General features: G+C 35.4%; 20 protein-coding genes, 2 pseudogenes, 2 riboswitches and 1 other annotated feature. Of the genes and pseudogenes, 17 read left to right on the top strand and 5 right to left on the bottom strand.

Translation table 11 applies throughout. The features are described from left to right. Nucleotides 1-105: 105 nt before the first annotated feature. Complete coding sequence (gene ilvA, locus DPQ31_RS01525) at nucleotides 106-1,314, top strand: threonine ammonia-lyase (RefSeq protein WP_000634742.1); 1,209 nt, start codon at nucleotides 106-108, stop codon at nucleotides 1,312-1,314. Nucleotides 1,315-1,381: 67 nt separating this feature from the next. Here the strand turns inward: ilvA and DPQ31_RS01520 are convergent, their stop codons facing one another. Further along, nucleotides 1,382-2,695, bottom strand: coding sequence for an anaerobic C4-dicarboxylate transporter family protein (locus tag DPQ31_RS01520; RefSeq protein WP_000498719.1), 1,314 nt, complete (start codon nucleotides 2,693-2,695; stop codon nucleotides 1,382-1,384). Nucleotides 2,696-2,977: 282 nt separating this feature from the next. After that, nucleotides 2,978-3,062, top strand: a riboswitch (cyclic di-GMP riboswitch). A 134-nt stretch (nucleotides 3,063-3,196) separates the two neighbouring features. On the opposite strand from DPQ31_RS01520, the gene DPQ31_RS01515 reads away from it, so the two are divergent. The 6 genes from DPQ31_RS01515 (at nucleotide 3,197) to DPQ31_RS01490 (ending at nucleotide 11,716) form a co-directional block, all read left to right on the top strand. Next, complete coding sequence (locus DPQ31_RS01515) at nucleotides 3,197-4,939, top strand: methyl-accepting chemotaxis protein (protein ID WP_173781370.1); 1,743 nt, start codon at nucleotides 3,197-3,199, stop codon at nucleotides 4,937-4,939. Nucleotides 4,940-5,071: 132 nt separating this feature from the next. Beyond that, complete coding sequence (locus DPQ31_RS01510) at nucleotides 5,072-8,653, top strand: non-ribosomal peptide synthetase family protein (RefSeq protein ID WP_199632181.1); 3,582 nt, start codon at nucleotides 5,072-5,074, stop codon at nucleotides 8,651-8,653. Between the two features lie 52 nt (nucleotides 8,654-8,705). Then, nucleotides 8,706-8,807, top strand: a riboswitch (TPP riboswitch). A gap of 102 nt (nucleotides 8,808-8,909) precedes the next feature. Then, nucleotides 8,910-9,230 (top strand): MTH1187 family thiamine-binding protein, encoded by a 321-nt coding sequence (locus DPQ31_RS01505; protein ID WP_000082906.1) that lies wholly within the window; start codon nucleotides 8,910-8,912, stop codon nucleotides 9,228-9,230. Beyond that, nucleotides 9,202-9,975 (top strand): ABC transporter permease, encoded by a 774-nt coding sequence (locus DPQ31_RS01500; RefSeq protein ID WP_199632180.1) that lies wholly within the window; start codon nucleotides 9,202-9,204, stop codon nucleotides 9,973-9,975. Before DPQ31_RS01505 ends, DPQ31_RS01500 begins: the two co-directional genes overlap by 29 nt. Continuing rightward, on the top strand, nucleotides 9,972-10,970 hold the full coding sequence (locus DPQ31_RS01495) for an ABC transporter substrate-binding protein (RefSeq protein WP_208731477.1): 999 nt from the start codon (nucleotides 9,972-9,974) through the stop codon (nucleotides 10,968-10,970). Before DPQ31_RS01500 ends, DPQ31_RS01495 begins: the two co-directional genes overlap by 4 nt. After that, on the top strand, nucleotides 10,967-11,716 hold the full coding sequence (locus DPQ31_RS01490) for an ABC transporter ATP-binding protein (protein WP_000016055.1): 750 nt from the start codon (nucleotides 10,967-10,969) through the stop codon (nucleotides 11,714-11,716). Before DPQ31_RS01495 ends, DPQ31_RS01490 begins: the two co-directional genes overlap by 4 nt. A 564-nt stretch (nucleotides 11,717-12,280) precedes the next feature. On the opposite strand, the gene DPQ31_RS01485 is transcribed toward DPQ31_RS01490, so the two are convergent. Then, nucleotides 12,281-14,305, bottom strand: a complete 2,025-nt coding sequence (locus DPQ31_RS01485) for a glycosyl hydrolase family 18 protein (protein WP_087968989.1) — start codon at nucleotides 14,303-14,305, stop codon at nucleotides 12,281-12,283. Between the two features lie 371 nt (nucleotides 14,306-14,676). Between DPQ31_RS01485 and DPQ31_RS01480 the strand changes: the two are divergent. The 8 genes and pseudogenes from DPQ31_RS01480 (at nucleotide 14,677) to DPQ31_RS01445 (ending at nucleotide 18,500) form a co-directional block, all read left to right on the top strand. Beyond that, nucleotides 14,677-15,010 (top strand): annotated as a pseudogene (locus DPQ31_RS01480) (DUF1992 domain-containing protein). A gap of 15 nt (nucleotides 15,011-15,025) precedes the next feature. After that, entirely contained in the window at nucleotides 15,026-15,340 is a 315-nt protein-coding gene (locus DPQ31_RS01475) for a thioredoxin family protein (RefSeq protein WP_001091216.1), read from the top strand. 12 nt (nucleotides 15,341-15,352) lie between these two features. Further along, nucleotides 15,353-15,601: a hypothetical protein gene (locus DPQ31_RS01470; RefSeq protein ID WP_000394360.1), complete on the top strand. Its 249-nt coding sequence runs from the start codon at nucleotides 15,353-15,355 to the stop codon at nucleotides 15,599-15,601. 126 nt (nucleotides 15,602-15,727) lie between these two features. Next, nucleotides 15,728-15,871 carry a hypothetical protein gene (locus tag DPQ31_RS01465; protein ID WP_000532279.1) on the top strand — a complete coding sequence of 48 codons (144 nt, stop codon included), beginning with the start codon at nucleotides 15,728-15,730 and terminating at the stop codon, nucleotides 15,869-15,871. A gap of 80 nt (nucleotides 15,872-15,951) precedes the next feature. After that, entirely contained in the window at nucleotides 15,952-16,533 is a 582-nt protein-coding gene (locus DPQ31_RS01460) for a TetR/AcrR family transcriptional regulator (RefSeq protein WP_001231936.1), read from the top strand. A 67-nt stretch (nucleotides 16,534-16,600) separates the two neighbouring features. Continuing rightward, nucleotides 16,601-17,833 carry an MFS transporter gene (locus tag DPQ31_RS01455; protein ID WP_087968986.1) on the top strand — a complete coding sequence of 411 codons (1,233 nt, stop codon included), beginning with the start codon at nucleotides 16,601-16,603 and terminating at the stop codon, nucleotides 17,831-17,833. A 56-nt stretch (nucleotides 17,834-17,889) separates the two neighbouring features. After that, nucleotides 17,890-18,141: a helix-turn-helix transcriptional regulator gene (locus tag DPQ31_RS01450; RefSeq protein WP_080001328.1), complete on the top strand. Its 252-nt coding sequence runs from the start codon at nucleotides 17,890-17,892 to the stop codon at nucleotides 18,139-18,141. Between the two features lie 48 nt (nucleotides 18,142-18,189). Then, nucleotides 18,190-18,500, top strand: a pseudogene (locus tag DPQ31_RS01445) (hypothetical protein). A gap of 43 nt (nucleotides 18,501-18,543) precedes the next feature. Here DPQ31_RS01445 and DPQ31_RS01440 read toward each other — a convergent pair. Continuing rightward, a complete protein-coding gene (locus tag DPQ31_RS01440) occupies nucleotides 18,544-19,827 on the bottom strand; it encodes an MFS transporter (protein ID WP_000738837.1) in 1,284 nt (427 codons plus the stop codon). Between the two features lie 107 nt (nucleotides 19,828-19,934). Continuing rightward, nucleotides 19,935-21,248, bottom strand: a complete 1,314-nt coding sequence (locus tag DPQ31_RS01435) for an alkaline phosphatase family protein (RefSeq protein WP_098711091.1) — start codon at nucleotides 21,246-21,248, stop codon at nucleotides 19,935-19,937. Nucleotides 21,249-21,401: 153 nt separating this feature from the next. Between DPQ31_RS01435 and DPQ31_RS01430 the strand changes: the two genes are divergently transcribed. Both DPQ31_RS01430 and proS read left to right on the top strand, forming a co-directional pair. Continuing rightward, nucleotides 21,402-21,695, top strand: coding sequence for a YesK-like family protein (locus DPQ31_RS01430; protein WP_000383863.1), 294 nt, complete (start codon nucleotides 21,402-21,404; stop codon nucleotides 21,693-21,695). Between the two features lie 93 nt (nucleotides 21,696-21,788). Beyond that, nucleotides 21,789-21,994, top strand: a binding site (T-box leader). Nucleotides 21,995-22,041: 47 nt separating this feature from the next. Beyond that, complete coding sequence (proS, locus tag DPQ31_RS01425) at nucleotides 22,042-23,472, top strand: proline--tRNA ligase (protein ID WP_001040989.1); 1,431 nt, start codon at nucleotides 22,042-22,044, stop codon at nucleotides 23,470-23,472. 115 nt (nucleotides 23,473-23,587) lie between these two features. On the opposite strand, the gene DPQ31_RS01420 is transcribed toward proS, so the two are convergent. Then, nucleotides 23,588-24,220 (bottom strand): LPXTG cell wall anchor domain-containing protein (locus DPQ31_RS01420; protein WP_208731476.1); only part of this gene is annotated, 633 nt, incomplete at its 5' end.

Below are 24,220 nucleotides of genomic sequence, written 5' to 3'. Positions count from 1 at the left end.
AAAGACCACGTAGCATGAAAATACTACGTGGTCTTTTATCGTATAAAACAAAATATGCCGCCTAAACTAGTATGTATAAACATATATTGTTTCGGAGGCGAAGGCATGATTGTATTTCAGGATATTATAGCTGCTTATGAGAAAATGAAGGGCATTGTACATATGACCCCATTAGATTATTCAAGTACATTTAGTGAGTTATCACAGAATGAAGTGTATTTAAAGCTGGAGAATTTACAAAAGACAGGCTCTTTTAAAGTACGTGGTTCTTATAATAAAATGGTTTCTCTTGAGAAAGGTGATTTAGAAAATGGTGTTGTTGCGGCATCTGCTGGAAATCATGCGCAAGGAGTCGCTTATTCTAGTAATATGCTTAGTATTCCTTGTACGATTGTGATGCCAAAAGGTGCTCCGTTAAGTAAGGTGCTTGCGACAAAAAGGTACGGTGCACATGTAGAATTACAAGGTGATGTATTTGATGATGCATTAGCTTATGCACTAGATTTAAAAGAGAAGACAGGAGCGAAATTTGTACATCCATTTGATGATGAAGCAGTAATTGCTGGTCAAGGTACAGTCGGTCTGGAAATATTACAACAGCTGGAAGATGTAGAGGCTGTTATTTGTCCTATTGGAGGTGGAGGACTAATTGCAGGAGTTGCGATGGCAATTAAAGAACAAAAGCCATCAGTGAAAATATATGGGGTGCAGACACTTGCTTGTCCGGGAATGAAACAGTCACTTGAGGAAAAGAAGGTAATAACAGTAGAGTCGACGCCAACTATGGCGGATGGAATCGCGGTTAAAAGGCCAGGTGATTTGACTTTTGAACTTGTACAACGTTATGTGGATGATGTGTTTTGTGTAGATGAAATGGAAATTGCACGAACGATGTTAATGCTTCTTGAACGGAACAAATTGTTGGTTGAAGGGTCTGGTGCGAGCTCATTAGCTTCTTTGCTTTATCACAAAGTCCCAATAAAAGAAAAAAAGGTCGTATCCGTACTAAGTGGTGGAAATGTCGATGTAAACTTTATTTCGCGTATTATTGAGCATGGAATGGTTGAAGCAGGACGCTTCATTCACATCGCGACAATGATTAAAGATAAGCCAGGCTATTTGCATCATTTGCTCGAGATTGTAACAAATTTTGAAGCGAATGTACTAAATATACATTTAGAACGGATTGGTACAAAGGTATTTCCAGGATATGCGCAATTGCACTTGTCATTAGAAACGAAAGATAGAAATCATATTGAAGAAATATTGAGTGGTTTAAAAAAGAAAGGGTATGTTGTAGAAGTTATTGATTGAAAAAATTAAACAAACGTTTAATTAAAAAAGCACAAACCCTTTTAAATTATAGGTTTGTGCTTTTTACTTAAAACATAATTGAAATTAAGAGCATTCCAATTCCGATAGAAGTAAAGGTTGCGATTAAGCCGGGAATCATGAAGCTATGATTTAAAACATATTTACCGATACCTGTTGTACCAGTGCGGTCGAAGTTAATGGCAGCAACAATTGTTCCATAGTTTGGAATGAAGAAGTATCCGTTTACTGCAGGGAACATAGCAATCAGTAATGCTGGCGGAATACCAAGAGATAGTCCAAGTGGCATTAAGGCACGAACTGTTGCTGCTTGGCTGTACAGTAAAATAGATAGAATGAATAATGCGATAGCAAATAGCCATGGTGCACTTGTAACTAAGTGCTGAATTGATCCTTGAATCATATTTAAGTTTCCGTTAAAGAAAGTATCTCCCATCCAAGCGATACCGAAAATAGCAACAACCGCTGTTGCCCCAGCTTTAAAGACGTTACCAGACACAATGCTTTCTACATTTGGTTTACAGAAAATAATAATAAGAGCTGCGATGGTTAACATAACCATTTCAATTGTGTTTGGCATGGAAAGACGAACTAACTTCCCGTCAACCATCCATCCCGGACGAAGTGCTTCAAATGAACCAAGAAGTACGACAAGGAAAGTTCCTACTAGGAAAAGAATAACTGATAATTTAGCGCCTTTTACACCTACAAATTCTTTTTTCTTTTCAAGCTTAGGAATCATACCTTCTTTTAATCGTTTTAAGTATTCAGGGTCTTCATTTAGTTCTTTCCCCATTTTACTAGCAACGAATGCAGCTACCATACAAGCGATGAAAGTAGAAGGGATACTTACTTTTAAAATATCTAATAAAGTAATTTTATAGTCAGCTAACATTGCTAAAAGGGCAACTGTGGCAGCTGAAATGGGACTAGCTGTAATTGCTTGTTGAGAAGCGATTACGGCAATTGACATTGGTCGCTCTGGTCTAATTCCTGATTCACGAGAGACTTCTGCGATAACAGGAAGTACAGAATAGGCAACGTGACCAGTGCCAGCACATAGTGTGAACAAATAAGTAACAATTGGAGCGAAAAATGTAATGCGCTTTGGATTTTTTCGTAAAGCTTTCTCAGCTAGATGAACAAGATAGTCCATTCCTCCAGCGGCTTGCAAAGCACCAGCGGCAGTAATTACTGCTAAAATCATAAGCATTACATCGATAGGAGGAGCGGTTGGTTGTAAGTGGAAGACAAAAACGAGTATTGCCATACCAACTCCACCCATTACTCCTAAGCCAACTCCGCCTAGGCGTGCACCAATAAAAATGCAGAGTAATAAGGTAAGAAATTGTAGCCAAAACATGATAAATTACCTCCGAAATTCATAAGTTAAGATATATTCGAATAATTTAATTTAAATGAAAATTAGTGAAATATCCGAAGGGATCTTTGATTTATATACGTTTTTTATTATATAACATAAAAAAAGTAACATTCACGTATTTTGTTAAATTATTTCGAAAAAATAATACATTGGAATTTTATATTTATATCTCTAAATAAGTAGACATTTTAATTTAAATGTTGTAACCTTGGAAAGAGAATAATTTAATTCTCATAGAACTCCCATATCGTTCAACTCGTTCAGCGAGAAAGGCAAACTGATGGAAACATGAGGGCGCAAAACTATAGGGGCTAAGGTCGAAAGGCTATGCTAGCCAGTTACCGGACGGATAGGGTTGGTCTTGACCAATGCTTTTTACATTGGTCTTTTTTTATTCTCGAACATATTGAGAATCATTTCAAACAAAATATTGATATATTTTGTTTTTTTGTTTTAAGTAATTAAGGAAGGTGAATATTGATGAAAAAGTATTGGCATAAGTTATCGTTTCTTCAAAAGAACGTCTTATTAACTGTATTAGTTATTTTGACGCTTGTTGGAAGTATGGGAGCGTTAAGTTTCAATTTGTTTCAAAATAGTATGATGTCTTTATTTGAAAGGCAGTCTATTGAAACCGGAGAGATAGTAGTACATGACTTGGATACAGAATTAGTTAAAGATATGGCGAAAGATCCTACAACCGAAAGAGTGAAAAAAGAAAAGTTAACAGAGCAATTAGATGAAGTGACAAAAGGTTTAAAAAGTGTGGGACAAACGTATGTTACAGGAGCAAAGCCAAATGAAAAACGAGAATTACAACTCGTTGGTTTGACTACAGAGCTAACAAATGCAGTGCCTGTAAAGCCGGGAGATTATTATGAACAACCGACTCATTGGATGGATGCATATGATAAAGTGATGGACACGAAAAAGGCCCAAATGACAGAAGTATATGAAGATGAATTAGGTTCGTGGGTGACAATATTAGAACCAATTAAAGATGGAGAAAACAATATTGTTGCAATTGTTGCGGCTGATTTAGATGCTTCTATCGTTCCTAGTACAAAGAAGAATTTTATGATACAAGGTTTACTCTTTATTATTATTTCATTAGCAATCGCGACTATTGCTCAATTCTTTATCGTACGTAACTCGTTAGCTCCATTAAAAGATTTACGAGAGGGATTACGTAAGATTGGTGAAGGTGACTTAAGTATTAAATTAAAAGAAAGACCAGATGATATTGGAATTATTAATGTTTATTTCAATGATACAATTGAGAAATTTAAAGGGATTATAGATAAAGTTAGGCAGACCGCTGAGCAAGTTTCTTCTTCTTCACATGAATTGTCGGCAAGCACAGAGGAAAATAGCATGGCAGTTCAAGAGATTGCAAGTTCTATTGAAGGTTTAAGAGTAGGGGCACAGTCTCAAGAAACTTCAGTCCAACAATGCTTAGGAATTGTGCATGGAATGGAAGATAAGGTAGAAGAGATAACTGGAGCTGCGAAACAAGTTGCGGTTGCCTCAGAAGGTATGGAGCAACATTCAATTGAAGGTAATGAAGTGATTGGACAAATTATTAATCAAATGAGTTTAATCCAAAATGCAGTGAAAGATTTATCTTCTATTATTTATTCGTTAGAAACAAGATCAAAAGAAATTAGTGATATTGTAACTGTAATTACAGGTATTTCAAATCAAACAAATTTATTAGCTTTAAATGCTTCTATTGAAGCTTCTCGTGCTGGAGCAGCTGGAAGAGGATTTGCAGTTGTTGCTGATGAAGTACGTAAATTAGCAGAACAAACTGAAACGTCAGCGAAAGATATAGCAAAATTAATTAGTGAAACACAAGCTGAAACAGAAGAGGCTGTAGTTTCAATGCAAAAAGGTTCAAAAGAAGTAGAATCTGGAATTTCACTTGTTCAAAGTAGTGGTGCTTTCTTTGAAAAAATTTCAAAATCAGCACAATCTGTTAAAAATCAAGTGAAAGCTGTTTCTGGCAATTCGAGTGATATTTTACAAAATAGCCAGAATATCGTTCAAGTCGTAAATGAATTATCACATATTGCAAATACTTATGCGAATAGTAGTAGTAATGTTGAAGAAAGCATGAAGGAGCAAGAAATATCAGTACAAGATATTGCAGAATTAGCGACTTCTTTAAGTTGGCTTTCTCAGGAATTGCAAGAGCTAATTGGTGAGTTTAAAAGCGAATAAGGAAAAGTGAAATTTTAATCAAGGGGGTAGCCCCCTTGATTATGAGTTGAACAAATCTGCCCGTTAATACGGGATAAAAAAGGTGTGAATTTTCACACCTTTATTATATTTAGGAGAGGAATTTACATAAATATGAAATTAGCGATTTCTTATAATGAGATGGTAAAAGAATTTTTAGGGAAAGTAGAAGGGAGTATTCAAATACCTAAAGATGCGCAAAAGATAGAGTTTGGAATAAAAAGAAAAACTATACCATTTCCAAAATTGACTCATATTGTAGATTTAATAGGAGCAGCTGCGACGTGGTTATATCATGTTTCTAAAGAAAAACATATTGTCGTGCTATATCATGTAAGAGGAAGTTTATTTCCGATTACTATTAAAGTTTCTAATTTTCTCTCCTATGAAAGTTTGAATTTGCAGATTGAAGAGCAGCTGGAACAAATTAAAGAAATGAATGAGGAAGAAATAGAAGAGTTTCAAAACGGTAATACATTATATGAAATGTCATCTATTATTATTGGTGAAACATATTATGAGCTACAAGACACAAATACATTACAATTTGTATTTGGTAAAAATATGCAAAGTGTAGAAATAATATATAATAGTGTTAATTGGAAAGAGACAACGATTACTCGTTATGCACAACAAATACAAGGTATTTTAATTGATTCATCACAAAATGCGAATAAACATATAAAACATTTTAATGTTATTACAGAGGCCGAGATGGCACTTTATAGTCAAGTGAATGATACGACAGCAGTATATCCTGAGAAAAGTATCGTCGATATGTTCTATAATACTGTTACTCAATTTCCAAATCGTATAGCTTTATCTTCAAGGGAAGGTACTTTAACTTATGAGGAGCTAAATAAAAAAAGTAATCAAATAGCTCATATGTTAATGAAAAACGGCGTCCAATTAGGAGACTATGTTGGAATATTTATGAAACGTAGCATAGAGACAGTAGTAAGTATGGTAGCTATATTAAAAGCTGGTGCAGCGTATGTTCCGATTGATCCAGATTATCCGGAAAGTAGAATACAGTACATTATTCAAGATAGCCAAGCGAAAGTTATATTGATGAAAGAGACGCCTATAACATGTGATGGGGTTCAAACAGTTTCAATGTATGATAGTGAAACTTATGAAGATATAGATGTACAGTTGTCTATTCATTGTGATGATGTAGCTTATATGATTTATACATCTGGTTCAACAGGGAATCCAAAGGGAACGATGTTAGCACATAGAGGCGTTGTTAATCTGTACACTTGGATGCAAAAGCAATATGAATTGACAGAAGAGGATGTATTTGCCCAATTTCCTTCCTTTAGTTTCGATGCTTCTGTATGGGAGTCATTTGCTTCTTTATTCTGCGGAGGAAACTTGTATGTATTATTAGAGGAAGAGCGATTGTCTGTAGAAGCATTTGCAAATGCAATCTATAAAGTGAAAGCAACTTCGATCTTGGCATTAGCGACAATTTTTGTTCGACAAGTAGCAACTTATTTAGCAGAAGAAGATATATATAAGCTAGCTTCCCTGAAAAGAATTGCGATTGGCGGTGAAATGTTGCCTGTAGAGGTTATTAAATTGTGGAGAGAAAGAATAAATACAAATGTTGAAATTCATAATGTATACGGACCGACAGAATGTACTGTAGTGACGACAACCTATAAAATACCTAATCAGTTAAATGAGGATGTTGCGAGTATTCCCATTGGTAAACCATGTGCTAATTATCAAGTTATGATTTTGGATGAGAATATGAATCTTTGTCCAATTGGTGTACCTGGTGAGTTATATATAGATTCAGTAGGATTAGCAAAAGGGTATTTTAATAAGCCTAATAAAACAATTGAAGCTTTTATTCCGAACCCCTTTAATCCTATAGTTAATATATATAAAACAGGTGATATCGTTAAGTTGCTAGAGGATGGAAATATAGAGTTTTTACATCGGAAAGATGATCAAGTAAAAATTAGAGGACATCGTATTGAACTAGGAGAAATCCAAAGTAAAATTTCTCAAAATCATAATATAAAAGAAAATGCTGTTTTTGCTAAGAAGAGCAAGGAAGGTAGCCAATATTTAATCGCATTCTATACAACTTTGAACAAAAAGGAAATACCAGAATTAGTTTATCAGTTACAAGAGCAGTTACCGGATTATATGGTACCATCTAAATTAATTTATATTAATGAACTACCACTTACACCAAATAAAAAGGTTGATGTTAAAAAGTTAGCTCAGTTAGAAGAAAAGTATGAACCGGTTCGTCTACAAGAATATGTTGCACCTTCTAATAAAGCAGAGAAACAAATAGCAAAAGCTTGGGCAGAGGTATTAGGAATTTCAAAAATTGGAGTGTATGATGATTTCTTTACAATTGGTGGACATTCGTTGAAAGTATTGAGAGTCTTAACATTGTTAAAAGAAGATTTTTCACATTTAACAATTCAAGATTTCTTTAAAGAAAGAACGATATATGGATTAGCTAGAATTGAGAGAGAAGTAAAAGTAGAGACAGAAGAAGTATTTCGTGAATATAAGGTGATTCACGAACCGAATACTATTACTTATTCGAATGTTTTAGAAGACATTAACATCTCAAATGTCTTTTTAACAGGAGCTACTGGTTATTTGGGGTCGCACATATTATATGAATTATTGAGAGATACATCTGCTACCATTTATTGTTTAGTAAGACCGACAAAAGATGTGCAACAAAGAATTATCGATACATTAACAAGCTACTTTAATGATATATGTGAAGAGTGGTTACAGCGTATACAGGCTGTACCTGGTGATTTGGGAGAAGAGTATCTTGGGATGAGCGAAGAGGAATTTATTTTAATTAGTTCTAAGGTCGATACGGTAATTCATTGCGGTGCAGATGTAAGACATTTTGGAGATGTAAAACAATTTAAAAATGTGAACGTCCAAGGCACGAACCGTATGCTAGCGTTAGCCGAGAATGGTGCTATATTCCACTTTATTTCTACAATTGGTATTCCGATAGAATTAGCGGTAGAGCAATGGGATACATATATGGAAACAGGTGATTTCAATTATAATGTAGAGTTAGAGAATGTGTATTCCGATAGTAAACTACAGGCGGAAAATCTTGTTCGTGAAGCTTTGAAGAGCGGCATACGAGGGAATATTTATCGTGCAGGTAACCTAGCATGTCATTCAGAAACGGGTTCGTTCCAACAAAACATTGAAGGAAATGCATTTTATCGTCTTATTAAAACGATGCTTCTAATTGGAAAGGCACCAAATGTGAAGTGGAAAGTTGATTTTACACCAATTGACTTTGCCAGTAAGTCGATTGTATCGTATTTACAAGATCCAAAAATTGTAGGAGAGACGTTACATATTTGCCATCCACATCAAGTTGAATTTGAACATTTTATAAAGCTAATTGAGGGGTGTGGATACAATCTTGAAATGGTTCCACTTTCGGAATATGTAAATATCGGGCTTGAATTAGCAAAAGGAAATGAAGAAATAGCAGAGTTAATTGCTTCTCAAGTTGCAGGAGATGGAGCACAGCAATCTGAAATTGTCATGGGTACTCGTAGAACAAATGAATGGATTAAGAAAAAAGAGCTGATAGTGCCAGCGATTAATAAAGAATTTATTCAGCTGTTATTAGCTCATGGTGAAAAAGTTGGATATTTTCCAAAAGTAATGAAATGATTATGTACGTTTTTGTTTGTTCAATAAAATAAATCATGCTACAATGAGAACGAATTAAGAACCGGGGAGCCAATTGGCTGAGAGGATGTAAGTATACATCGACCCTCAACCTGATCTGGATAATGCCAGCGTAGGGAGTTACTTTAAAGTGATGTAGCATAAGTTATTATAGAATAACTTGTATACAAGGCTTTCCTACATGGTAGGAAAGCCTTTTCTTTTTTTGGAAACATATTTTATAAGGGGGATTTTTATTATGTCACAACAAGTTACAATGTCATTTTCAGTAGTACCGCAAGCAAAAACAAAAGATGTATATTCTGTTGTTGATAAAGCAATTGAAGTTGTACAACAATCGGGAGTTCGTTATGAAGTAGGAGCAATGGAAACAACGTTGGAAGGAGAATTAGATGTACTTCTTGATGTCGTGAAACGTGCGCAGCAAGCTTGCGTCGATGCTGGAGCTGAAGAAGTGATTACTTCTATTAAAATCCATTATCGTCCAAGCACTGGTGTAACGATAGATGAAAAGGTTTGGAAGTACCGTGATGAATATGCAAAACCAGAAGCAATCTAAACTTATTACAACAATTTGGCTTATCCTTCTCATTGCGATATGGGAAGGATCTGTTTCATTATTTAAAATCGAACCGTGGATTTTACCAAAGCCTTCTGCCGTTGTTCAAGAATTAATTGGAATGAAGGATTTACTATTACCAAATACGATGCAAACACTGCAGGAAGTTATAATCGGACTATTTTTTGCGATTTTACTTGGGACGAGTATTGCAATTATTATGGACGTGATACCTTTATTTCGTATTTTAATAAATCCGTTGCTCGTTATTTCGCAAACGATTCCAATCGTTGTACTTGCACCGTTATTTATTATTTGGTTTGGATATGGGATGTTGCCGAAAGTAATGGTCGTCATACTCGTTTGTTTCTTCCCAATTGCGCTTAGTATTTTAGAAGGTTTTCAAACTGTAGATAAAAATATGTTGAAATTGTTGCAAACAATGAAAGCAACGAAATGGCAAATTTACCAGAAAGTAAAGTTTCCGGCAGTGCTCCCATACTTTTTCTCGGGTTTAAAAATTGCAGTTACATATAGCGTGATGGGGGCAATTATCGGAGAATGGCTCGGTGCAAGTGAAGGGTTAGGGGTTATGCTTACGAGAGCTACAAAATCCTTTTTAACTGCTCGAGTATTTGGTGTTGCAGCAATTATCGTCATGGTGACATTATGCCTGTATTTTATCGTGGAGTTTATGGCAAGAATAACAGCACCATGGATATATAGAAAGGACGGCAGAAAATGAAAAAAGGTTTAAAAATTATGTTAGCTGCTTTATTAGCAGTAAGTGTGGCTGGGTGTAATCCGGCGAAGAAAGAAGAAAGTGCAAGTAAAGATAAAAAAGTAAAAGTTGTTTTAGATTGGTTTCCAAATACGAATCATACTGGCTTATATGTAGCGAAAACGAAAGACTATTACAAAAAACAAGGGCTTGATGTAGAAATTATCCAGCCTGGTGATAATGTCACAGCAGAGCAGATGATTGCTTCTGGGAAAGCAGATTTTGCGATGAGCGCACAGGAAAATGTAACATTAGCTCGTGTTGAAGGAATCCCAGTTGTTTCTGTTGGTGCAATTATTCAGCATAATACCTCTGCTTTTGCATCACTAAAAAAAGATAATATGACGTCACCGAAAGACTTTGAAGGTAAACGTTATGGTGGCTGGGGAGGACCAGCAGAAGAAGCGACGTTAAAAACAATTATGGAGAAACATCAAGCTGATTTTAATAAAGTCGAAAAAATCATCTTAGGACAAACAGACTTCTTCAAATCAATCGGTCGTGATGCGGACTTTGAATGGATTTATTATGGATGGGATGGCATTGAAGCGAAGCGTCAAGGAAAAGAGTTAAATACGATTATGGTGAAAGACTTAGATCCAGCGCTTGATTTCTATAGTCCTGTTATTATTACGAGTGAAAAACATACGAAGCAAGATAAAGACTTCGTGAAAAAGTTTATGACTGCAACGACAGAAGGTTATAATTTTGCAATTAAAGAGCCGAAAGAAGCTGCTGATATTTTAATTAAAGCTGTTCCAGATGTGAATAAGGAATTAGTACAAGAAAGTCAAAAGTGGTTAAGTACGAAGTATCAAGATGATGCAAAAGCCTGGGGAGTACAGAAGGAAGAAGTTTGGACGAATTACATGAATTTCTTATACGACAACAAAGTTATTAAAAAGAAAATTGATGTAAAAGATGCTTTTACAAATGAATTCCTTCCAAGTGAAAAATGAGCGGATTACAAATAAAAGATATTGTGAAATCTTTCGATGGAAAGAATGTATTAGCAAATATTAGTGCCTCTATACAGGAGGGAGAGTTTGTCTCTTTTGTCGGTCCGAGTGGTTGTGGGAAAAGCACATTGTTAAATATGATTGCGAGTGTTGAAGAGCCAACGAGTGGAGAGGTATTTTATAATGAGGAACATGTGAGAAAACAAGATGTTGTAAGCTATATGCCACAACAAGATTTATTATTACCGTGGCGATCGGCTTTACAAAATATTGTTCTTCCATTAGAAATTGAGGGGAAATCTAAAAAACAAAGGTTAACAGAAGGAATGGAAGCATTAAAGCAGTTTGAGTTAGATGAATATGCGGATCATTATCCTGATGCATTATCTGGTGGTATGCGCCAAAGAATTAGCTTTCTTCGTACATACTTATGTGAGAAGCCAATTATGCTACTTGATGAGCCTTTTGGAAAATTAGATGCATTTACAAAAATGGAAGTACACAGTTGGCTTTTAAATTCTTGGCATCAAGAAAAGCAAACAATTGTTATGGTTACACACGACTTAGATGAAGCAATTTTACTTTCTGATCGCGTATTTATTTTATCTCAAAGACCAGCATCAATAGTTGGTGAAGTGCAAGTGAAATTACCTCGTCCTCGAACGATGGATATGTTAACATCATTGGAGTTAAAGAAGGATAAGGAAGAAATTTTAAGTGTATTAGCTCCTTATATGAAAAAATAGAAAAAGTCTTTTAACAGTTTTAATCGTTTCACATGAGCTTCTTTCTATGAAACGTGGATAACGAAAGTATGGAATATCGAAGAATGGAACGTTTAAAAATAATCACAAAGAAAAGGCCGTAGCTTATATAAGCTACGGCCTTTTCTTTGTGATTAACATGATTTTCGAGAACTCTTACATGAGAATTGTATGAAGAAGCACTCTTATGGTGCGCTTATAAGCGTGCTTTTTCTGCGATTATGTTTATATTTATAATAATATTAGACGCCTTTCCCTAATAGGCAACTATCTTTTTTGTATATATAGATAGCTTGAAATGGAATGAAAATTATTCCTATATATAAAGAATAAGGTGATTAGTATGGGAAGACAATAGAAATTAAAGGAAATTCATGTAAAATTCAGATGAACTTCACGCAAACTTCATATTGAAAACTAAATATAATTATAATCGGTTATTGTAATTTTAATTTGTGATTTTTCGCAAAATTAAAAGTTTGAATTTAGGAAAGATTATTCAAACCTAAATTCAAACTTTAGTGAAACAATTAAAGAATGTTACGTCTAGTTTTCGCTAATAACGGCATTTAAAAGTTCGGCAGGGTTACCTGTTCCTGCACCTCCTATTGTAATAGATCCACCAGGAGGAATTTCACCGTTCCATCCGGCATTTGTAATTACATAATGATTATTTGTTTTACTACTAATTTTAGAATCCCAAACTTGTGTTAAATTGCCGTTATAATCAAATTCTAACTTCCAGTTTTTAATAGGGCTTGTGCTGTTATTTTTAATTACAATTGAGAAGTTATAGCCACTTCCCCAATTTGAAGTAACTGAAAATGTAGCCTTACCATTACCATCAGGAGGCGTTGTGTTAGCATCATCAGTTTTTACAATAATAGAATTAGGTTGTGATTTATTCCCGGCAGCGTCCTTTGCTAGTATTGAAAAAGTGTATTCCGTATTAGGTTTCAAATTTTTAATTGTAATGCTATTTGATGTTGTACTCCATTTTTCTTCCCCAGCAGTAACTTCATATTCAGTAACTCCCACATTATCAGTAGATGCAGTCCAGCTTAATTGGACTGAGCTTGAGGTTTTATTAGTAACCACAATGTTTTTTACGTTCGTTGGTGATTCAGTATCTTTTTGACTGATAGGTCCACCAAGTAATTCGGTTACTAACGTATCAAGCAATTTTGGACCACTACAGCTATATTTTGGACTTGTGCGACAGTCACCACTAAGTTCCCAAAACATTGCTCCACTTAAACCTTTCGTTTTTATATAATCTGTTTTATATTTCATAGATTCATTGTCATCGTAGCTAATAAATGTGCCTGTAGTAGCATTGTATAAATAAGGTACTTTAGCTGTATCATTCCAATAGCGTACAAAACCATTTTTGTTTACGTAATTCGCTGCTAAATCACCGTAATCATAAACACCCGTATCACCAGTAGAATAATCATCCCAAGTACCTTTAGATGCTAGTTTGCCATCACTACCTGGTTTACATGGTTGATATTGCCCATTATTATCTTTTCCACAACTTTTCCAACCACGTCCGTAAAATGGTACGCCTAATACGAGTTTATCAGCTGGTACACCTTCATTTTTATAAACGTCAATAGCTCCATCTACGTAAAATTTCGTATCAGCTGCTGGATCATTCGGATCTTTATATAATGCGGCATTATGGTTAGAAGTTGCTTCCCAACCGCCGTGGAAATCATATGTCATAATATTAATCCAATCGAGTATTTGAGAGATTTTCTTTAACTCTGTATGATCGGCATAACGTTGACTTGCCCCTGAAGCAATTGTTAATAAATATTGTTTTCCATCTTCAGTACCGGCTTTATTTAAAGCATTTCGGACATCTTGAAGAAGGAGTGTGAAATTTTGTTTATCTTCAGGACGGTAACTACCACCAGGAATCGTTTCAACACCTGGATATTCCCAGTCTAAATCGACACCGTCAAATCCGTATACACGTAGGAAATCGACTGTTGATTCTGCGAATACTTTTCTAGTTTTTTCATCAGCTGCCATATCAGAAAATCGATTAGACCAAGTCCAGCCTCCGACGGAAATAATGGTTTTTAAATGAGGGTATTTAGCTTTTAGTCGTTTTAATTCTCCGAAGTTGCCACAACGGGCATATTTATCACAATCTTCCCAAGTTGTACCTGATCCTGGATAAGATTTTGTGACATCAGCCCAGGGCTCACCTAATACGAGAGTACCATTAGGAACTTCTTTATTTTGCAACGGTACACCAGATTCTTTACAGTTCCATGTTTGTTTATTTGGATTATCGGGATGTGTAGAAGGATTTCCATGTTTTCCATTCCAGCAAATATCAGCAAACGCATAGTTTAAATGAGTGAGCTTTGATGCATCGATGTCTGCAACTTGATAATTACGTCCGTAGATGCCCCACGAAGGAAAGTACCCAATAATTTTTTGATTTTGCGTTGGTGAATTTGCTGATGCGAGATTTGGAGTAATAAAATTTGCGAGAAAAAGAGGTAAGAAGAGTAGTAGAGATAGCAATAGTAATGTGAATTTTTTTGACCTCATAGTCATTTCCCCTTTCAAGGTAAAAGATATATTTAAAGGCATTTGCCGATAAATCAAAGTGAATCTAGACGTATGAAACGTCTAGATAAAAATGATCAGACATCACGAAGTCTATACAAGAGAGCTGGGGTGATTAAATCGTAACAAATGTAAGATTTAGTGTAAACGCTTTATTGTATGAAGAAAGACTTTCTCAATACAAAAAGGCTTTAATACAAACTGCATATGAAAATGAAAGACCGGTGAGGAAGAAAATAGCTTATTATAAATAAATTTGAGAAAAAATTGTATGAAGTCAACTTGTAATGGGGTGGTAAGATGGTGAAATTTCATATAAAATAATAGTAAAAATATGTAAGGAAGAGGATAGTGTGGATGTGTTTTTGAACATTGCTGAAGAAAAGGTTCGACAAGCAATCTGGAATGGTGATCTGGATTATATTTCGGGAAAAGGAAAACCACTACAATTAGAAGATCTTTTAATGGTACCTCTAGAGTTAAGGATGAGCTATAAAATTTAAAAAATGCGGGAATGATTCCAGCAGAAATGGACTTACAAAAGATATATTAAAAATAGAAGATTTAATTGCTTGCTGTTATGATGAAGTAGAGAGGAAAAAATTACAAGAAGGGTTAACAGCAAAAACGTTGTGTTTTCAGCAGGTAATGGAAAAGAGAAAGATAGTTCAGCATTTCGTAAATTAAGTTAAGAGGGATAAGATGAATACATTTGAAACGATAGAAGAATTAGCAACATATATTGAAGAACAGCAATTAGTACTTCTATTTATTAAAACAGAAAATTGTGGTGTTTGTGATGTCATGTTAAGGAAAGTAAATTACGTATTAGAGAATTATGATTACGTAGAGAAAATAGAGATATTACTACAAGACATGCAAGAAGTTGCGGGGCGATATGCAGTATTTACAGGGCCGACAATTTTGTTATTTCATAATGGAAAAGAGATCCTTCGTGAATCGCGCTTTATTTCACTTGAAAATTTAGAGAGAACCATTCAATTATTCGAGAATTAGGGAGGTTTTTATATGGAATTTATTATTGTCATACTATTATTTGTTGTCATTGGAATAATTGTAATAGCTGTTCGATCAAATAAAAAGAAAGTAAACCTTACGAAACAAAATAACATACATAATTCGTCTAATAACTCATCACCGCTTTTTTTCTTTGCTGGATCTGATAATAATGACAGCTCACATGATAGCAGTTCACATGACTGTGGAGGGTCTTTTGGAGGAGATAGTGGAGGTAGTTGCGGTGGTGGCGGTGATTGATAAGAATACGCCTTATATAGGCGTATTTCTTTTTTAAACAAACGTTTGATTAGTTGGCTTACATACGCACACTAACAGTTAAATAAACGTTTGTTTAATATTTTTAACATGATTAGGAGAATAGAAATGGGAAGGGAACCGAAAGTGAAAAATAAAGGGAAAATAGCATTGTTTTTATTAGTTGCTGGAGGTGTATTTCTTGTTAAACTTGGATTTAAATTTGGAACAATACATATGATCCGAACTTGGTTTGAAAGTACGTTTTCGTAAATAAGGAATATAGCCTCTTGCGAAAGAGGTTTTTCATTTGTTATCATTAGACTGAACGGTCGGTTTAAAGAGGTGTGAGTATGAGAAAAAGCGCAGAAGAGATAAAGAAGGAAATTGCATACAAAGCAGAAAATCTGTTTTCACAAAAAGGCTATGCAGCCACATCTATGGAAGATATTTGTGAAATTACAGAGCGAAGTAAAGGGAGTATTTATTACCATTTTAAAAGTAAAGAAGAATTATTTTTATTTGTAGTAAAACAGCATACGTATGATTGGCTTGAAAAATGGAATGAAAAAGAGAAGTTGTATAGTACTAGTATTGAAAAATTATATGGTCTCGCAGAATATTATGTAGAGGATATACAACAACCTATTTCGAGTGCAATAGAGGAATTTTCTATGAGCCAAGTTGTGAGCAAAGAGGTTCTAGATGAATTATTAGCTTTAACTAGAGAATCATATGTTATGTTTGAGAGATTAATCGAAACAGGTATACAGTCTGGAGAGTTTCGTGAAGAAAATGCGCGCGATTTGATGTATATTGTACATGGCTTATTATCAGGGCTTGGAGTGCTTTACTATGAGCTAGATTATAACGAGTTAAAGCGAGTTTATAAAAAGGCAATAGATGTATTGTTAAAAGGGATGGCAGCTGAATAATAAGTCAGCGGCTTTTCTTTTAAAACGAATTAGACCGAATGGTCGGTTTATAAAAGGAGGAGCGGAAATGAAAGCTTTATTTAAAAATCGAGCATTTATGCTCGTTATGGCATCCGATATTTTACAACAATTTGCGATTTGGATCAGAAATATGGCCCTATTGTATTTCATAATGGAGCGGACGAATAATGATCCAGTTTCAGTGTCACTATTATCGGTCATGGAATATGCACCTATTTTTATTTTTTCTTTCATTGGTGGCGCCTTAGCAGATCGCTGGAACCCGAAAAGAACAATGGTTGCTGGGGATGTGTTAAGTGTACTGTCTATTATAGGGATTGTTTTATTGTTAAAGATTGATTACTGGCAGGCAATATTTTTTGCGACACTCGTTTCCGCAATTGTAGGTCAGTTTTCTCAGCCTTCATCTTCACGCATATTTAAGCGCTATGTAAAGGAAGAACAGGTAGCAAATGCGATTGCATTTAACCAAACATTACAGTCATTGTTTATGATTTTCGGACCAGTTGTAGGATCGCTTGTGTATACACAACTTGGTTTATTTACGTCACTATATAGTTTAATCATTTTATTTTTATTATCTGCTATCGCCCTTTCATTTTTACCGAAATGGATTGAACAAGAGCAAGCAGTGAAGGAATCATTAAAAAATGATATAAAAGAAGGATGGAAATACGTTCTTCATACGAAAAATTTACGTATGATTACGATCACTTTCACAATTATGGGCTTAGCTGTTGGATTAACGAATCCGTTAGAGGTGTTTCTTGTAATAGAACGTCTTGGAATGGAAAAGGAAGCAGTTCAATATTTAGCAGCAGCGGATGGAATAGGTATGCTAATCGGTGGTATTGTTGCTGCGGTTTTCGCTTCAAAAGTAAACCCGAAAAAGATGTTTGTATTTGGTATGAGTATATTAGCAATCTCATTTTTAGTCGAAGGGTTGTCCACATCATTTTGGATTACTAGTTTGATGCGATTTGGAACAGGTATTTGTTTAGCTTGTGTTAATATCGTTGTCGGTACGCTTATGATTCAACTTGTACCAGAAAATATGATTGGAAGAGTAAATGGAACCATTTTACCAATGTTTATGGGGGCAATGTTAATTGGAACATCACTAGCTGGAGGATTGAAGGAAATGACTTCATTAGTTATTGTATTTTGTATAGCGATGTCACTTATTTTATTAGCGATTGGACCAGTTCTACGCATGCAAATAAATAAAGAAGATGTCGCTAATAAAGAGGAACTAACAAATTCGTTAGCCTCGAAATAACCATTGTAAGGGAGCAGAATTGCTCCCTTTTCTTGTGGCAGTCTTTTGACAATGAAATGTACCGATTATATACTAATGTTGTAAAAACGATTTTACATGTTAGGAGAAAAGATGTGAAAAATCAAATTTATGAATTACGCACTGAAAATAATATTTCACAAGGTGCATTAGCTGATAAGTGTAGCGTATCAAGACAGACGATAAATGCAATTGAGAATAATAAATATGATCCAAGCTTAGCGTTAGCTTTTCGTTTAGCGGAAGTATTGGGAACAACTGTTGATAAACTATTTTTGTATAAGCTGTAGGGGAAAGAGAAAATAAGTCTTTTAGTTACGACATTAGTAGTTATAAGTATGCTAGCATTTTGCACTTTACTATTGGTTAATTGAACTTCAAGTAAACTGGTATGCACTATTTATTTGTAGCATCGCATAATGTTGAAGGGGCAAATGAGGAGAAGAAAGATTTAGAAAAACATGTATGAAAAACAAGTGCAAATGTTACATATTATGTACGCATTGTATTTATTTTTTGGTTTTTTTTCGCATCGGTAGGTTTTAATAAATGGATAGATTTTCATGATGTACCGCTTTTACTTACGTTATGTGCTGCTAGAGTTGTAAAGCCAGCTGTAGTGTTTTTACTTGTAAAGCGTTATCGTTAAAAATAAAGAAAGATCCTCTTCTTGTGTGAAGGGGATCTTCTTTTTATAGCGTTTTAGTTTTCGGATTAGGTGGTGTAACGGGTGTATCATTTTCAGGAACTCTAGTTAATAAGAATCCACCGATAATAAACAATACGATAATACTAAGGACACCAGCGTTTGTTTTTCCCGTTAATTGCGTTGTAACACCGACTAATACTGGACCCATGATCGCGGCAAACTTGCCAAATATATTATAAAATCCGAAGAATTCATTTGCCGATTCTTTAGGTACTAGTTTTGCAAAATAGGAACGACTAAGTGCTTGAATACCACCTTGAGAAGTGGCAACTAACATTGCTAAAATCCAGAAATCGAGTGTCGTTTTTAAGAAATAAGCATATGTGCAAATGATGATATAAATAATAATACCAACATATAGCATTTTTTTCCCTGTAAATGTTTCTGATAATTTTCCGTATAATAAAGCGAATGGACAAGCTACAATTTGTGTGACAAATAAGATGATTAATAGATTCGTTGCACTAATACCGAGATCTGTTCCGTAAGCGGTAGACATAGTAATAATTGTATCGACCCCGTCAATGTAGAAGAAATAGGCGATTAGGAACATAAAGACTGTTTTATATTCTTTAATATTTTTAAAAGTATCAGCAAGGCGTTTGAAGCTCATTGCAATTGGTCTTGGATGGCGTTCAATATAATGTGTTTGCTCTACGTTTTTTAGCATTGGAATTGTAAATAATCCCCACCAAAGAGCTGTTATTGCGAATGAAATTTGACTGGCAATGCCGACTGATAAAGGGATAGTGCCTTTTTGAGCAAGAATAATAAGAGCGATACAACCGATAAAAGGAATTGTGCTCCCAATATAGCCTAATGCAAAGCCTCGTGTAGAAATTCGATCCATTCTATCTTTAGAGGTAACATCTACTAAAAATGCATCATAAAAAATGTTTGCTCCAGCAAAACCGACTAGTGCTAGCATATAGCAACCTAGTAATAAGTACCACTGGGATGTTGGGACGACTGCTAGCATACTTGTAAATACGATGCCGAGTCCAAAGAAGAATGTGAAAAATCGTTTTTTAAACCCTTTATAATCAGCAACTGTGCCGAGAATAGGAGCAAGTATAGAAATTAAAAGTGTAGCGAATGAGTTTGCATATCCCCAATATGCTGTTGAAGTTGCACCAGATAGTCCAGCTTCTTTTGCAGCTGCTTTAAAGTAAATTGGGAATAGTGCAGTTGTAATGACGAGCGAATATACCGAATTCGCCCAATCATATAATATCCAGCTTTTTTCTTGTCTGGACATTTTTTTCATATAATGTTCCCCCTTAAATTGTTCTACTAACAGTGTACAAAAATAAAAATTATAAAAAGAGAAACAGTGATGATTTTTACATAACTTTTACATATATACACAGTTCTTTACAATTGTAGTAAATCCTCTATAATGGATCCGTCTGTTTCGCCTAAGTGCAAACCGAGTAATCTTGCGATAGTCGGACCTTCATCAATAAGTCTCATATACGGGATTGTAACGCCACTTTGAATACCTTTTCCAGCAGCGATAAAAATTGTTTCATAGTTAGGCTTTGTTGGGGAGTAACCATGAGTTCCAAATGTATATTTTTTACTAGAAGTAACATCTTTTTTAGTAATTTCTTTTATAAAATCACCGGTATAATTTTCAGTGAAATAATACCCCTCTTGTGCTTCCAACATAAATAAACAATTACCATCTGCACCGGATTCTTTCGCCGCTTCATCATGAAGTATAAATTCAATGCCATTTTGTTTATTTTGAAGCAGTTCTTCAAGAAGTAGTTGTACTTCCCGAATGGTATCCGTATCGTTTTTGTCTTTCACATATACATAGGCAGAACCGTCGCAACTTTGACAGTAGGCCTTCCAATCTACTAATTTACCTTCTTTATTTAGAGATATAAGCTCTTTTTGATGGAATAGCACATTTAATTGAATTGATTTGTTTTCACTTAAAGCGCTATGATCACCAAGGGCAATAATTGTACTTTCTTCGTATATTCCACTTTCTTCTAATGCATGAATAATTTTTCCTAGACGTTCGTCGTGCCTATGGATAGCTGCTATTGTTTCGTTAGATTCAAAGCCATGATAGTGTCTTTGTGTGTCTAAATCAGTGAAATGCACAAACATGACATTAGGCCTTTTTGTAAGGATTGTATGTACAGCAGAAGCAAGAACGAAATCATCGAGTTCAGGTTGTGATAATCCATTTCGTATATGACCGAACCGTCGATTTAAATCTAATTGGTATAGCGGGCTACCGCTAAATAATGAAACTAAAATTTGATTTTGCCACGGTCTATTTGGAAAGATTTCCGGTAAATTGTAATCAATGTTTGCTCTTCCAGTAACAGGCCAAAGAAGGGCTGCTGTCGTTAAATTTGCTTTGCGTGCTTCATCATATAATGTTGTTCCTTTTATCGATTTTCGGTACCAATGCCAATCTGGTGATTCACGTCCTGGTTGAAGTAAAGTATTGGTAACAACACCATGTTTATTAGGGTAGTTTCCAGTAACGATTGTTGAGTGGCTTGGATATGTTACAGAAGGATAAATTGGTTCTACTTTTTCTACAACCGCGCCCTTTTTTATTAGAGATTGGAAGTTAGGTAATTTTTGTAGTATAGGAAAATCTAAAGCTGATAAACAGTCGAATGATAAAATAATGACACGATTAGTTAATGCTTTATCCATAAAGTAATCCTCCTAATTATATAAAACCTATTCTTATATATTACTATTAATACCTAGTAATAAAAATATGTTTCTGAATAAAATTTATTATTTATTTTCAGAAAAATTAAACATATAATAAGTATAAGGGATTGAATGAAAGGAGGGAATACTATGGACTGGCTAGATGGATTTGGTATTTTTTACATCATTGGTGGAATCACGATTCTCCTAGTATTTGCTATTTCATATTTACTAAAGAAACGTTTTCCAGACAAACAGTTTGATATTATATTTTCACTTAGTTTAGTACTTCTTTGTTTAGCTTTCTTTCCTGTAACAATGATAGCTATTGGTGGGTGGGAAGGAATGGGATATGGATTTATTTGTTTCTTCGTTCTACTTGGTACACTTATCGGTATGGTTGCACATCAACTTGTGAAAATCGTTCGAAAGAGCTACGTATAAAACTACAAAAAATGAAAAGAATATATAAAAATAAGAAAATTAGCTATTGTTTTAAAAAAGAATTTGTATTATGATAATCAACAAATTTATTTCGTTATAACGCTGAAAAAGGACTAGTACATGTCCAACCTTTTTTGCAGAGAGAGAATCCGTTTGGCTGAAAGATTCTTAAAGGGCGATATGGAACCTACCTTTGAGTTCTGCATATGCAGCGGGAAATTCCCGTTATCAAAAAGAGAGCATATACAATTTTTGTGTATGAATCAGGGTGGTAACGCCGGCAAAGCTCGGTCCCTATTTAGGGGCGCGGGCTTTTTTGTATTTTCTAAAAGGAGGAAGACTGACTATGGCAAAAGAACAAGTGCAAGCCATTACGAAGATGGAAGAGGACTTTGCGCAGTGGTATACCGATATTGTAAAAAAAGCTGAACTTGTTGACTATTCAAGTGTAAAAGGGTGTATGATTCTGCGTCCGTACGGTTATGCCTTATGGGAGAATATGCAGAAAGTGATGGATGAAAAGTTAAAGGAAACTGGTCATGAGAATGTGTATATGCCAATGTTTATCCCAGAGAGTTTATTGCAAAAAGAGAAGGATCATGTTGAAGGATTTGCTCCTGAAGTAGCATGGGTTACGCATGGCGGAGATGAAAAGTTAGCGGAAAGACTTTGTGTACGTCCTACATCGGAAACTTTATTCTGTGAGCATTTCTCAAAGATTGTTCAATCATATAATGATTTGCCAAAGTTATATAATCAGTGGTGTTCAGTAGTTCGTTGGGAAAAGACAACGAGACCATTCCTTCGTACGACTGAATTTTTATGGCAAGAAGGCCATACGATTCATGAAACGGCAGAAGAATCGCAAGCTGAAACGTTAAATATTTTAAATCTATATGCATCTTTCTGTGAGGAATACTTAGCGATACCAGTAATTAAAGGACAAAAAACAGAAAAAGAAAAGTTTGCGGGAGCGAAGGCAACTTATACGATTGAAAGTTTAATGCATGATGGAAAAGCACTTCAAACAGGAACATCTCATAACTTTGGAACGAATTTCTCTGAAGCATTTGATATTAAGTTTTTAGATCGTAACGGTAAGTGGCAATATGTACACCAGACTTCGTGGGGTGTATCAACGAGAATGATAGGTGGACTTATTATGGTCCATAGTGATAATAACGGACTTGTAATGCCGCCAAAAGTCGCTCCAGTACAAGTTGTTATTGTACCTATTGCTCAGCATAAAGAAGGTGTGTTAGAAAAAGCAACAGAGTTACAAGGACGTATTCAGAAGGTTGCGCGTGTAAAAATAGATGCTAGCACTAAAACACCGGGCTGGAAATTTAATGAGTATGAAATGAAGGGAATTCCAATTCGATTAGAAGTGGGTCCAAAGGATATTGAAAAGAATCAAGTTGTACTTGTAAGAAGAGATACGAAAGAAAAAGAATGTATATCAATGGATCAATTAGAAGAACGCATTCCATCATTACTGGAGGAAATTCATCATTCTTTATTTAATAAAGCAAAAGTATTTCGCGATGAGAATTCGTATAGTGTGACGAATTTCGAAGAGATGAAAAAAGCAGCTGATGAAAAGCAAGGGTTTATTAAGGCGATGTGGTGTGGAGAACTAGCTTGTGAAGAGAAATTAAAAGAAGAAGTTGGAGTATCTTCACGTTGTATGCCTTTTGAGCAAGAACATTTAGCTGACGAATGTATTTGCTGTAGTAAAGAAGCAAAGCACATGGTCTATTGGGGAAAAGCATATTAATACGCTTTCTGATAGATGCCAAAAGGACTTTGGGTTGCATAATAAACTGCAATCCAAAGCCCTTTTTAGTTTTATATTGGTTTCATGTATTTTTTAGATGGAAGGATGTTGGTCTTTATTTTGCATTTTTACGGCGAATAAACAATAACATACCAATTAGGAATGTTGAAAGTCCTATTAAAATAGATGCAGGATAATGTGCTGCAGTATTAGGTAACTTATCACCTTGTTTTGTCGCATTATCTTTTACGTTACCACCTTGTGAACTGCTATCCCCTTTAACTCGATTGCCATCTTGGGAGCCTTTGCCATCTTGCAAACTGCTATCGCCCTTAACTCGATTGCCACCAGAACCGTTGCCACCAGAACCGTTGCCACCAGAACCGTTGCCACCAGAACCGTTGCCACCAGAACCGTTGTCACCAGAACCGTTGCCACCAGAACCACTGCCATCAGAGCCGCTGTCACCAGAGCCGCTACCACCAGAACCGTTGCTACCAGAGCCGCTGCCACCAGAACCACTGCCATCAGAGCCGCTGCCACCAGAACCGTTACCACCAGAACCACTGCCATCAGAGCCGCTGCCACCAGAACCGTTACCACCAGAACCACTGCCATCAGAGCCGCTGTCACCAGAGCCGCTGCCACCAGAGCCACTGCCATCAGAGCCGCTGCCACCAGAACCACTGCCATCAGAGCCGCTGCCACCAGAACCGTTACCACCAGAACCACTGCCACCAGAACCACT

The sequence above is a fragment of the Bacillus sp. COPE52 genome (assembly GCF_003355115.1).
Classification (GTDB): Bacteria; Bacillota; Bacilli; order Bacillales; family Bacillaceae_G; genus Bacillus_A; species Bacillus_A toyonensis.
This window is presented reverse-complemented; position numbering and strand designations above follow the sequence as displayed.